10 protein-coding genes are annotated in these 11,369 nt (G+C 36.8%); 1 reads left to right on the top strand and 9 read right to left on the bottom strand.

Translation table 11 applies throughout. The features are described 5' to 3' along the window. From THENA_RS00190 to THENA_RS00175, 4 genes are all read right to left on the bottom strand, one after another. Positions 1–432, bottom strand: a complete 432-nt coding sequence (locus tag THENA_RS00190; RefSeq protein ID WP_013755419.1) for an MOSC domain-containing protein — start codon at positions 430–432, stop codon at positions 1–3. An 85-nt stretch (positions 433–517) separates the two neighbouring features. Next, on the bottom strand, positions 518–2,401 hold the full coding sequence (gene cooS / locus THENA_RS00185) for an anaerobic carbon-monoxide dehydrogenase catalytic subunit (RefSeq protein ID WP_013755418.1): 1,884 nt from the start codon (positions 2,399–2,401) through the stop codon (positions 518–520). A 1-nt stretch (position 2,402) separates the two neighbouring features. Continuing rightward, the gene (locus tag THENA_RS00180) at positions 2,403–3,149 is read right to left on the bottom strand and encodes an ATP-binding protein (RefSeq protein ID WP_013755417.1); all 747 of its coding nucleotides are present in this window, start codon (positions 3,147–3,149) and stop codon (positions 2,403–2,405) included. Between the two features lie 148 nt (positions 3,150–3,297). Continuing rightward, positions 3,298–4,008 (bottom strand): MORN repeat-containing protein, encoded by a 711-nt coding sequence (locus tag THENA_RS00175; RefSeq protein WP_013755416.1) that lies wholly within the window; start codon positions 4,006–4,008, stop codon positions 3,298–3,300. Between the two features lie 182 nt (positions 4,009–4,190). Here THENA_RS00175 and THENA_RS00170 point away from each other — a divergent pair, with 182 nt between their 5' ends. Then, positions 4,191–5,333: an MFS transporter gene (locus THENA_RS00170; protein WP_013755415.1), complete on the top strand. Its 1,143-nt coding sequence runs from the start codon at positions 4,191–4,193 to the stop codon at positions 5,331–5,333. Here THENA_RS00170 and THENA_RS00165 read toward each other — a convergent pair. From THENA_RS00165 to THENA_RS00145, 5 genes are all read right to left on the bottom strand, one after another. Next, positions 5,330–7,216: a sensor domain-containing diguanylate cyclase gene (locus THENA_RS00165; protein WP_169309400.1), complete on the bottom strand. Its 1,887-nt coding sequence runs from the start codon at positions 7,214–7,216 to the stop codon at positions 5,330–5,332. The two genes, THENA_RS00170 and THENA_RS00165, sit on opposite strands and share 4 nt — an antisense overlap. A 111-nt stretch (positions 7,217–7,327) precedes the next feature. Next, positions 7,328–7,990, bottom strand: coding sequence for a lytic transglycosylase domain-containing protein (locus THENA_RS00160; protein ID WP_013755413.1), 663 nt, complete (start codon positions 7,988–7,990; stop codon positions 7,328–7,330). 51 nt (positions 7,991–8,041) lie between these two features. Further along, a complete protein-coding gene (gene flgB, locus THENA_RS00155) occupies positions 8,042–8,446 on the bottom strand; it encodes a flagellar basal body rod protein FlgB (RefSeq protein WP_013755412.1) in 405 nt (134 codons plus the stop codon). After that, the gene (locus THENA_RS00150; protein ID WP_013755411.1) at positions 8,446–9,315 is read right to left on the bottom strand and encodes an HDOD domain-containing protein; all 870 of its coding nucleotides are present in this window, start codon (positions 9,313–9,315) and stop codon (positions 8,446–8,448) included. The genes flgB and THENA_RS00150 overlap by 1 nt, the downstream gene beginning before the upstream one ends. A gap of 2 nt (positions 9,316–9,317) precedes the next feature. After that, positions 9,318–11,366: a chemotaxis protein CheA gene (locus tag THENA_RS00145; RefSeq protein WP_013755410.1), complete on the bottom strand. Its 2,049-nt coding sequence runs from the start codon at positions 11,364–11,366 to the stop codon at positions 9,318–9,320. Positions 11,367–11,369 lie beyond the last annotated feature (3 nt).

Below are 11,369 nucleotides of genomic sequence, written 5' to 3'. Positions count from 1 at the left end.
TTAATCTAACAATATTTCAATTGTATCACCAACCTTAACTATGCCTCCCTCTTCTACAGATGCAAAATAACCTTCCCTTGGCATTATACAGTCACCTGTTCTGTTATAGATTGCACACTTTGTATGGCACTCTTTGCCAATTTGAGTAATAGATATTATTGCATTTCCCAATTTCATTTTCGTTCCTACTTTAACTGTATCTAGATCCATATCAACAGTAAAATTTTCTGCAAAATCGCCAAAGTTTAAATCTTTATTTTTTTCTCTTGCCCTATTTAAGCTAAAAATACTCAAAAGACTAACTTGTCTGTGCCCAAATCCAAAATGCGCATCTTTCATGATTCCAAGGTTTTTTACTAACAAAACTTCATTAACAGGCTTTTTAATTTCACCTTTTTTTTTGCTAACGTTTATAGATAGTATCTTTCCCATACGAACTCCTTAATATTATAGTTTATTTATAAACTTTATTATTAGAATATTATAAAAGGCCACAAAAGTGGCCTTTTATGTAAAATTATACAGGTAAATTGAGTTTCTTTCTCTTCTTATTTATATGATTAATCATTAGTTCAGCCATTTTATGTGGATCAGTATCTACTGCAAAGCATGCTCCAACGACATTGGTCAATCCGTCAAGTGCAAGATCTGTAACGAGTTTACTTCCAGTAATATTTGGCGTAACTCCTAATACAGTATAAACGCCACTTGCAACAAAATAAAGTCCAATAGATATTGCTTTTTCTGAATACCATTCAGGCGCTGAGCCTGCTACAGGAAGATCTGAGATGTCAACTCCTAACTCCTTTGCTACCAGCCCGCAAAGATGTAATATTCTTGAATTATCTACACAGCTTCCCACATGAAGTGCAGGAGGAATATTGAGAGCCTTGCAAACTGAACTCAAACCAGGACCCGCAAGAGATGCTGCCTCTGGCATATATAGTCCTGCCTTACCCATAGCTACAGCAGAACAGCCAGTTCCTAAAACCAAAATATCATTTTTTATCAATTCTTTTGTAAGTGTTACGTGACAATAATCGTGTTTTCTTCTGGGGTTGTTACACCCAACGAGTCCTGCTACGCCTCTTATCTTTCCAGATTTTATAGCATCAAGAAGAGGCGCAAGAGAACCGCCCAACGCTTGTAAAATTGCTTCATTTGAAAAACCGCTCATCATTGGAACTGGCTCAACAGGAATCAAAACTCTGTTTTTATCCCTCTTCTTATAAAGCTCAATTGCCATCTCAACAAGCTTTTGTGCCTGAGTTCGAGCATTTCTTACGTTAAATTCTATGTGCTCTGCTCCTGGGAATTTAGCCTTGGGAGAGGTAGTAATCATTTTTGTATGATAACAATTCATCGCTGGAATTAATCCTGGCATAATACACTGATAATCTACTATAACTAGTTCTACTGCACCAGTAGCAATAGCCAGCTCTGTCATAAGATGGTTCCCTGCCATTGGAATTCCCTGTCTCATCAAAAGTTCATTGCCAGTGCAACAAAGACCAGCAAGATTTATGCCATTTGCACCTGCAGCCTTTGCCATCTCAATATTATTTTTGTCTCTAACTGCTGTTAATACTGCTTCTGAAACAATAGGGCTGTGCCCGTGAACGAGTATATTTACTTCGTCTTTTTTAAGAACTCCAAGGTTAACTTTTGACTCAACGGGTTTAGGCGTACCAAAGAGGATATCAGATAGCTCAGTTGCAATCATTGAACCGCCCCAACCATCAGAAAGAGATACTCTTGCAGCATGTAAAAGCAAACTTACAGGATCTTGATCTACTCCCATATGAGTTCTGTGCATCATCTCAACTACTTCTCGATCAATCCCACGAGGATTAATGTTTAGAGAATCCCAAAGCTTTCTTCTAACCTCTGGAGCTCTCATGGTAAAGCCAATATTGCCCTTTTTAATCCCAAATTCCTCCAAAAGCAAGTCGGCTAGCTCTTTTGCAATCTGAAGAGTTTCTTTTCCTTCTGTTTTAATACCAAGCTCATTTGCTATCCTTATGAGCTTCTCCACATCTCTAATCTCATAACTCTGTGTGTCCGAGTTTGCCACAGCATCAAGGGTTTCAAGAAGATCCCTTCCGTGATCAGAGTGAGCTGCAGCACCTGCCGCAACGCCCCTACCGAAGTTCCTTGCTACAATGGTATCTGCATTTGCACCGCATACGCCAAGACTTCTTTCCTTACCAGGCAATATCCTACAGGGTCCCATAGAACAATTTCTACAAGAAAGTCCCTGTTTGCAAAATGTACACTGTGGTTGCTGGGCTTTAAACCTATCCCAAACAGTCACAACGCCGTCCTTTTCGGCCTTTTCGATCATAATCTGAGCGTCTTTACAAATACTTAACTCTTCGATCTCTTCTTGGCTTCGTGCCATTTTAGTCCTCCTTGTTCATAAATTTAAAAATGTCAGAAAAAACAGGATCGCAAACCTTTCTTTGATCAATATCTAAAATACATGAATTAGAAACGCTTGAACTTACAAGATCGGGAAGAAAATCTATAAAACTTACGCTATTAAAGTAGCCAGAAACATCAAACTTAAGGTTATTATGGTTTACTTTGTTAAATATAAGAAATTTTTTTGTTAATCCAAGTTCAGATGCCATTAAAGATATATTCTTTGCTGTCTTAAAACTTACCACTGTTGGCTCACTTACAACTATCAAGGCATCCATACCCTCTACAGTACCTCTTCCTAAATGCTCTATCCCCCCTTCTAGGTCTACCAAAATTATTTCGTCTCTTTCCAAAACTACATGTGCAAGAAGGGCTTTTAGAAAGGCATTAGCATTACAAGAGCAGCCGCTACCGGCAGCTTTTATCCCGCCAAGTACTAGTAACTTAATATTATCCTTTTTGACAGAATATTTTTCAGGAATGTCTTCTACCTTGGGGTTAAGATTTATTATTCCGCTTCCCACTCTTGAATTTATCAAGTCCAATTCTTCTGATATAGGAGTTGGCAACTGCTTTTCAGAAAAACCCAGCGCCAGGCCAAGCGTAGCATTTGAATCGGCATCTATCAAGAGCACGTCTTTGCCTTGCCTTGAGAGATAGTCAGCAAACCATGCACAGACAGTAGTTTTTCCTACCCCGCCTTTACCAGCTACAGCTATCTTCAAAGTTTACCCTCCTTTGGGTAAATCCTAATACTATATTAGATATAAACTAGTATATCAATAATTCTATATATAAAGAATTAAAATATAAATTAATAATTGTTATTAATTCATAAAAATATTATATAAATAAACAATAAAACATGAAAAATTACTTTTCTACTAACTCGTCTTCCTCCCAGATGCCATTTTCAATCTTCCCATCAGGAAAAACAAGTTTACCTTCTCCATGTTTTAAATCCTCTTTCCACCCACCAACATATCTTGTCATATCTGGTAAAACTAGCACACCAAAACCGTGTCTTTTGCCGTTAAGATAGCCACCTGCATACCACGAACCATCGCTATACGTAACAACAGCTCTACCTTCAGTTCTATTCATGTTAAATGTCCCCGCAAATCTCGTTCCGTCAGCCTGGCAGAATATCCCCTGACCGTTAAAATGATCCTGATAAAATTCTCCTATATAAAAAGTTCCGTCAGGCCATGAAAACTCTCCCTTACCCTGTTTTTTTCCTTCTACCCAATCTCCTTCGTAGTAGCGCCCATCAGGGAAGCTGAGCCTCCCATAACCGTTTTCCTTATCATTTTTCCATTCGCCGACATATTGTCTTCCATCGTGAAAGGTAAAAGTGCCGTAGCCATTTATTCTATCATTTGACCACTCGCCATCATATTCATCGCCGGTGAGCCATATTATTTTTCCTCTTCCATGTCTTTTGCCCTGGACAAAATCTCCTTCGTAGATTGTGCCATCAACATAAATCAGTTTTCCTTTACCATGAGGTTCGTTATCTAAAGTAGCCCCTTCATAAACCGCACCATTTTCAAATATAATTTTCTTGTTGTCGCTGTTTCCCATAAATATCCCCTTTCTATTTACATTTTTACCTAATATTGAGGTTACAATATTATAAGAATTTTAGTATAACAAATTTTTTAATACTGGGGTTAAATAAAAAATTCAATATATAAAAAGTTTTGAAAATAAGTTATATAATACAGAAATATACAAAAAACCAGTTATCGCTATGGAGGTTTTAAATGAATTTTAAGTATCTTTTCTTGCTAACAATGGGGCATCTCTTCACCGACCTAAACCAAGGTGCTCTTCCTGCTTTGTTACCATTTATGATAACGTATCATGGTCTAAATTATGCAGCAGCTGCAGGACTTATTTTCGCTGCTAATTTCTTGTCTTCTGTAGTTCAACCAATTTTTGGAGTAATGGCAGATAAACATGCAAGGGCATGGATGATGATACTTGGAATTTTTTTGGCAGGACTTGGTATCGGCTTTTCAAGTTATATATCAAACTATTTAATACTATTTTTTATTATTTCTATAAGTGGCCTTGGCGTTGCGATGTTTCACCCTGAAGGCGCCCTTCTAGCGAACAAGTTAGCAGGTCAAAAGAAGGCAAGTGGCCTTTCATTATTTGCGCTTGGGGGCAACGGTGGATATGCCTTTGGGCCAATTATTGCTACTATATCAATACTAAATTTTGGATTTCACGCTACCATTATTTTGTTTTTCTTAAGCTTATTTATGGCAATTATATTTCTGCCTCACATTTCGTTTTTTGACAAAATACTCCAAAGTCCAAAAGAGACTAAAACTACTTGGGCAAAAAATACCAAAAATCAGATTAAAGCATTTTTTACACTAACTATGATAGTCTTTTGCAGATCTAGTATATTTTTTGGTTTAAATACATTTATTCCCCTTTTTTGGATACATCACTATCGCTCCACACAAACTGAAGCAAGTATTGCATTAACCATTTTCTTTTTAATGGGAGCAATTGGGACAATTTTAGGCGGCAATTTAGCCGATAGATTTGGATACGTCAACATTGTTAGACTTGGCTTTATTTTACTTTTGCCTGCCCTTTTTGCATTTGTATTCGTAGACAATCAAAATTTAGCAATGTTGCTTTTAGTCCCTATAGGTTTTGCTGTATACATGGCATTTAGCCCTATGGTAGTTTTAGGACAAAAATATCTTCCAAATAGCATGGGTCTTGCATCAGGAGTAACAATAGGACTCGCTGTTAGCGTGGGGGGCATAATTGCACCTTTATTAGGAGTACTAGCCGATAGCTTTGGTCTAATTTCTGCGTTTTACGTGATAGCTATAATACCTTTTATAGCTGTGCCCTTATCCTTTTGTTTGCCAAAAGACTAAGATTCTATGCCTCTTTCTTTTGCATATATTTTTAAAACATTATATACAGCCTCATGATGTGATCCTTTATCCATATACATCGCATCATCGGCTCTTCTAAAGATTTCTTGCATATCATCTCCCGGCACGTGCCCAAATGCTACGCCAAAAGATATATACAGCGGCACGTGATCGTCTTCTGCCAAGCCAGAGCTCTTTTTTAATTTGTCTATAGCATTGTTTAACTCGTCGTTTCTATAATCGATACAAATTACTGCGAACTCGTCGCCACCAATCCTACAAACTTCTCCAAGTTCTTTAAAAATACTTTCTAATAAACGAGCAGTTCGAATTATTAAATTATCTCCCTCTGCATGACCAATCCTATCGTTTGCCCACTTTAGACAGTCAATATCAACTACAACTATAGCAACTTTTCTTTTTAGCCTTGAAATGCTAAGCTTGGCTAGTTCCTCTTCGAAAAATCTTCTGTTGTATACTCCCGTAAGAGAGTCTCTATAGCTTAAAAATTCAAGGTTTCTCTGATAAGCAACCTTGTCTGAAACATCTGCAGCTGTTCCAAATAGATATATGCCGTCATCGTCAAGTAAATATGTCAAAAGTATCTCTAAATAAATCAGGTTTCCGTTTTTATGAACACCTGTAATTATAGAATGAAAGCGATCGTCCTTAATTGTGCCCTCATCAGTAACAACAGACCTTATTGCCTCTTGCCCATCCTGAGTAAACAGATCAAGTGGAGATTTTACAAGAAGTTCTTCAATAGAGTAGCCAAAAATACTTGCAAATTGTACGTTTGCGTATCTGAAGGTAAAGTCAGGCGCAAGCATAAATATTCCAGTAAGAGAATTATCAACCAAGGCCCTATATCTTCTTTCTGCAGATCTAAGCTCCTTATTGGCAGCTTCTAGTTCACTATCCTTTTTGTCCAGTTGTGTCCAGATATTTTTAATGTTGTAAAAAAGTTGTCCAAACTCTAAAGTAAGCCTTTCTGGATTTATAGAATTTATCTCTCTGACACCTTTTCTTATATCATTAAAAACTCCTTCCAAAACTTTAAGGGGTCTTGATAGCTCATTGTAAACAAAAAAGTAACTTAAAAAGAGCAATACAAGAAGCACAAACAAGCTAAATAGTATTCCAAAAAACGCTAATCTTACAAGGCTTAAAAAAGATAAGGAAGAGATGGCACAGTAAATCGACCAATTAGTGTCTGCTAATTTTACTTCACTGCAAAGCCATCTGTCAAAAAATATTAGCGAGAAAAAATTAATAGGATTAGACAAAAAACTCTTGTAATCGTTTCTGGTAAACTGATAAGAATTTCCAGGAAAAGAAACAATAACGTTTGAGTTCTGGTCGAGCAAAGCAAACCTAATATTATATCCATTACTAGTTAGTGAGCTATTTATTGGGGCTGTCAGCTTATACAAGGTTTCAACAGGAATTTCTGAAATTATCACACCTGTTATAAAGTTTTTTTCTGAAAAAACTGGCACAGCAAACGTTATTATCTTTTCATTGCTGATCCTTGACAGAAGAAGCCCAGAGAGTGCTCTTTCTCCTTTCATAGCATTTATAAAGTAGCTTCTATCTGCTATAGAAATGTTTTTTAAGTTGTTTGAAGAATATATAATTTGGCCAGACATATTGACGTAGGCAACACTTTGAGCCTCAGGAAATGAACCCTTTAGATTTCTTAGAATTGTTTCTGAATCTTGAGATGAGTTCTTTATGCTTTCAAGAGAAGAAATTATCTCAAGCTTATAGAATTCGCTTGAAATGAAATTCTCTAATGAGCTTTTATATCTTTCGGCCGTAGAGTCGAGAGCATTTGAAATATCGTTTTTTAAGTCCTGATATTCAATAAAGAGAGTGCACAAAAAAAATAAAAAAGGAACTAAAAAAGATACTACAATTACAATTAGAAGTCTGCACCTTAAACTTCGTAAGTTACAATTTCTAATAAATTTCAAACTATGCCCTAAACACGTCTAAACTGAAACCGAAACCATCAAACTCTTAACGCGCCTAATATAGTTTATGGTTTCAGCATAAGGAGGTATTCCGTTAAACTTTTCAACAGAACCAGGTCCGGCATTATATGCTGCAAGCGCTAGATCTACGCTTTTAAAAGTCTTTAAAAGGTTAGAAAGATATTTAGCCGTACCTCTTAGATTTTCTATGGGATCAAATGGATTTTCTACCCCTAAGCTTCTTGCAGTAGAAGGCATAAGTTGCCCCAATCCTACTGCCCCATCGGGAGATACTGCATTTGGGTTACCATTGGATTCAGCTAAAACTATTGCCTTTAATAAACTTGGCTTTATGCCATATTCATTGGCTATCTCTGGTAACTCTTTTTCCCAATCGCTTGAAACGGTGGCCTCTTTTAATTGAGTTTTATCAAAGCTCTTGTCATCATTCTCAACCTGAGACATAGTAGGACTAATTTCCGATGAGAACACACAGCCTGAAGACGATATCAAACCGCTAAATTTTGAAGGTGAGTTATTAGGTACGTCTTTTTTGTTTTTTACGCTTTCAGTTTCCTTTAAAACCTTCTTAAAGTCTACTTTATAGTCCTCTTTAAAGGAACCAGAACTAGATATCAAACTTGAAATATCAAGTCCCTGTTTCTGGACTACCCTTTTCATCTTAACCTCCACTGATATTTTAAAGCTATTTTGTTTATAAAATTTTTTTAATTACTTTTTACCCTCTGATACCACGTTCATCCATATTGTAAATTCTTTCGAAAGGCTTCCTAAAAGCGATTCATAATAAAGAGCGTTGTCTAGCAGCATCGCGTTTTCTCTTTCTGGATCGACGTCATTGCCATTAATATATGTGCCTTCATTTCTTTTCACTACTTTAAAATCCTTATTAAGATTAGGAGTATCTGACATGTGAAGTGGATTTGTTCTCTTTAATGGGATGTTGTCCTGATCTTCTTCAAGGGCTTTCTTTAATTCAGACATAAAGTTAATGTCGTAGGACTTGTAGCCGGGAGTATCAGCATTGGCTATATTTTGAGCGAGAACTTCGTTTCTTTTATAAGCACCCGAAAGGCCAAATCCCAGTATTTTAAAAACAGGATCGTTAATAATCATTAGTCTAACTCCAACAGCTGTCTGTGATCTATAAAAGCCTGAACCACCTGTGTGTAAATGCTTTCAAGATGTTCTTCTTTAATATTTAAAACCTCCATAGCCTTTGGTTCTAATCTGTATAAAAGACCATCCGCACCAATTCCTTGACCGCTCATTAGAGCAACCGCATCCGCAATATGTACTATACAAACAATATCAAGGTACTCCTTAGCGTCCATAGGATTGTGATGATAAGAAATAGCCTCAATTAACATTGTAGGTAAATTCCATTTTTCTGCAACCTTTCCACCAAGATAGGCATGATCAAAACCAAGAACAGCAATTTCAGCTTCTTGAAACGTCTTTCCTTCTTCTACCAGTTCATTTATAGTCTGGAACTCTTTTTGAACAAATTTGCCAATTATGGTCTTCCCTATATCGTGAAGTATGCCAGCAGTAAACGGTTCTTCAGGCTTAGGGTACTTCACTAATTTTGCAAGAGTTTTAGCTCCAATTGCGACTGACATCGAGTGCTCCCAAAGTGCTCCCTTTTGAAGCTCATATCCTTCAACTTCCTTGGACAGGTGTGCGTGAAGCGCTGCTGCATAAAGAATGTTCTCAACAACCCCAAACCCTAAAATCACAATTGCTTCAGTAACAGTTTTGATCCTTCTAGCATAACCAAAATAAGCAGCATTTGAAAGTCTCAAAACTCTAGCAGTGAGCGCCTGATCCTGACTTATGATGTTTGCTAAATTAACAGCTGTTGACTTTGGATCCTTTATTACATTTAGGGCTTCTATTACTATGTGGGGCAAAGGAGGTATATCTGATACCCTATCTAAGATTTGCTTCATATACTCCTGTGCTTTTTGAGAAAGATCTATCATCTTTAGCCCACCTTTATGAAGTTTTTCTCTTTAACAGCGCTCATCAAAGAAACGGTATCTACAATTAAGGCAACTTTCCCATCTCCTAATATAGTAGCGCCAAAAAAGCCCTTTACCCTATTTACTATATAACCCAAAGGCTTTATAACAACTTCTGAATTTCCAATAAGGTCGCTTACAGACAAAACAACATTTTTGTCAGAAGTGGAAACGACAACAAGAAAATTATCTTGAAAATCTTCTTTGCCTGGAGTGTCAAATATATCAGCAAGCCTTAAAACAGGCAAAACCTCTCCTCTAAACAGAGTTACTTGCTGTGATTGTATGGATTTGACCTCTTCTTCTTCTAAAAATCTTGTTTCCAAAACCACATTTAGAGGCAGGGCATAAACTTCTTTGCCAACTTTAACGAGTAGGGCTTGTATAATAGCAAGCGTAAGAGGGAATTTTAGCGTAAACCTCGTATACTCACCAAGTTTGCTACTAAGAGATACAGACCCATTTAGCCTTTCAACTACAGATTTTACCACGTCAAGGCCCACTCCTCTTCCAGAAACTTCAGATACTTTGTCAGCCGTTGAAAAACCAGGAAGAAAGAGGAGTTCAAACAATGCCTGATCATCCATCTGATCTAATATATTGGGAGATACTATATCTCTTTTTTTTGCTTTTTCTCTAATCTTGTCAGGATTTAAACCCCTTCCGTCATCTTCAATCTGGATTACAACATATCCTTCTTCTTGCTTAGCTGAAAGCTTTAGTTTGCCCTTTTCTGGTTTTCCCTTAGCTTTTCTTTCCTCAGGCGGCTCAATACCGTGGTCCAAAGAATTTCTTATAAGATGAACAAGCGGTTCACCAATTTCGTCTATTATAGATTTGTCAAGTTCTGTCTCCTCGCCAGAAACAATAAAGTCTATTTGTTTATTTAATTGATGCGACAGGTCTCTCACCAATCTTGGAAATCTTTCAAATATATGTGATACAGGAAGCATTCTAGTCCTCAGTATCTCGTCTTGAAGAAGATTAATCGTCCTACCCATATGTGTAGTTACTTCAGCAAGAGAAGTTACCGACTCCGAACCAGAGAGAGCCTCTTCTACGTCTTCGCTAATTTTAATAAGTCGAGTCCTATCAATAACTAACTCACCTACAAGATTCATTAAATTATCAAGTCTTTCTACACTAATTCTAATAGTCTGACTCTTTTTGAAATCAGCTTTAACCTTTATTTCGCCCTTTTCATCCTTTTCAATGCCTTCTTGGGACGCTTTTTGTATTTGTTCTGTTCTTGCAGATTCATATGGCATTACTTCTACCATTTCAACTTCTGCAATGCTTTGTACGACGTTTTTCACTTCATCTTCGCTTGACTTTGTAACTATATAATAAACGAGATCTAGATCAAACTTTTCCTGCTCGATATCAGTCACAGATGGCACAGTCTTGAATATCTCTCCTAGTTGTTCAAGCGACTTTAAAACCATATATGCTCTGGGATATTTCATCTGACATCCTTGAGAAAGAGAAAACTTTACGACAAAGACATTAAGTCCTTTTATAAAAGCTTCGTTGATAATGCCGGTCTCAATGTCATTTAGCTCTTCTAAGGAGCGCGTAATACTTTTATCTACTTTAGAGGAACTCGCTGAAACGCTTAGCTCTGATGGAGAAGTCTTAGCTTTTTCTATCATATCTACAAGATCTGAAGAGTCTATGTCACCATTGTGCCCCTGTTCTATATCATCTACTGCTTCTTGTATGAAATCTAAACCTTTAAAGAGTATATCTATAATATTTTGATTTAAGGCAAGTTTTGAATTTCTCACCATGTCCATAAGGCTTTCAAGGCTGTGGGTAAACTTAGCAAGAGAGTCAAAGCCAAGAGATGCTGAAGATCCCTTTATTGTATGAGCAGCTCTGAAAAGAGACTGTATAGCGCTTGGGTTATTTGGATTTTTTTCTAATTCCAAAAGAGACTTTTCAAATTGATCTATAAGTTCTCTTGTTTCCTCTAAAAATACCGATCTATATTCGTTTACATCAATATCCATAAT

It is taken from the genome of Thermodesulfobium narugense DSM 14796 (genome assembly GCF_000212395.1).
Lineage (GTDB): Bacteria > Thermodesulfobiota > Thermodesulfobiia > Thermodesulfobiales > Thermodesulfobiaceae > Thermodesulfobium > Thermodesulfobium narugense.
This window is presented reverse-complemented; position numbering and strand designations above follow the sequence as displayed.

Bases quoted from the DNA above. Each gene is read 5' to 3' on its own strand.
- THENA_RS00170 (WP_013755415.1), top strand. From the start codon at position 4,191: ATGAATTTTAAGTATCTTTTCTTGCTAACAATGGGGCATCTCTTCACC.
- cooS (WP_013755418.1), bottom strand. From the start codon at position 2,401: ATGGCACGAAGCCAAGAAGAGATCGAAGAGTTAAGTATTTGTAAAGAC.
- THENA_RS00145 (WP_013755410.1), bottom strand. From the start codon at position 11,366: ATGGATATTGATGTAAACGAATATAGATCGGTATTTTTAGAGGAAACA.
- THENA_RS00190 (WP_013755419.1), bottom strand. From the start codon at position 432: ATGGGAAAGATACTATCTATAAACGTTAGCAAAAAAAAAGGTGAAATT.
- THENA_RS00150 (WP_013755411.1), bottom strand. From the start codon at position 9,315: ATGATAGATCTTTCTCAAAAAGCACAGGAGTATATGAAGCAAATCTTA.
- THENA_RS00160 (WP_013755413.1), bottom strand. From the start codon at position 7,990: ATGAAAAGGGTAGTCCAGAAACAGGGACTTGATATTTCAAGTTTGATA.
- THENA_RS00175 (WP_013755416.1), bottom strand. From the start codon at position 4,008: ATGGGAAACAGCGACAACAAGAAAATTATATTTGAAAATGGTGCGGTT.
- flgB (WP_013755412.1), bottom strand. From the start codon at position 8,446: ATGATTATTAACGATCCTGTTTTTAAAATACTGGGATTTGGCCTTTCG.